The following is a 318-nucleotide window of genomic DNA, read 5'->3' on the forward strand; positions in this document are numbered from 1 at the left end:
AGTGCTTGACGACGCGCAGGAACGGCTTGGCCCACCAGGCCTTGGCGATGCCGGTATCCACCGCGAAGCTCGCGTCGATCGGCAGCACGGCGTGGAGCAGCGGGCCATCGATCAGGCTGACATGGTTGGGCGCGATCAGCATGCGCGTGCCGGCAGGCGGCAGGTTCTCGAGGCCGCGAACCTCAGTGCGGAACAGTGCGCGGAACAGCAGCCCGCCGAAATCGCGCACGCCTTCCTTGCCCCATTTCGTCAGCACGAACCACACCGCGCCGAAGCTCGCGACGCCGAGCCCGAAGAAGATCCAGCCGATGTGGAGGC

The 318-nt window shown here is 67.3% G+C and carries 1 protein-coding gene; it reads right to left on the reverse strand.

Annotation, left to right across the window (positions count from 1 at the left end):
* On the reverse strand, positions 1 to 318 hold a 318-nt coding region (locus IC66_RS42670; RefSeq protein ID WP_157158091.1), incomplete at both ends, for a 1-acyl-sn-glycerol-3-phosphate acyltransferase.

This window comes from Bradyrhizobium genomosp. III, from assembly GCF_000261705.1.
GTDB lineage: Bacteria > Pseudomonadota > Alphaproteobacteria > Rhizobiales > Xanthobacteraceae > Bradyrhizobium > Bradyrhizobium ottawaense.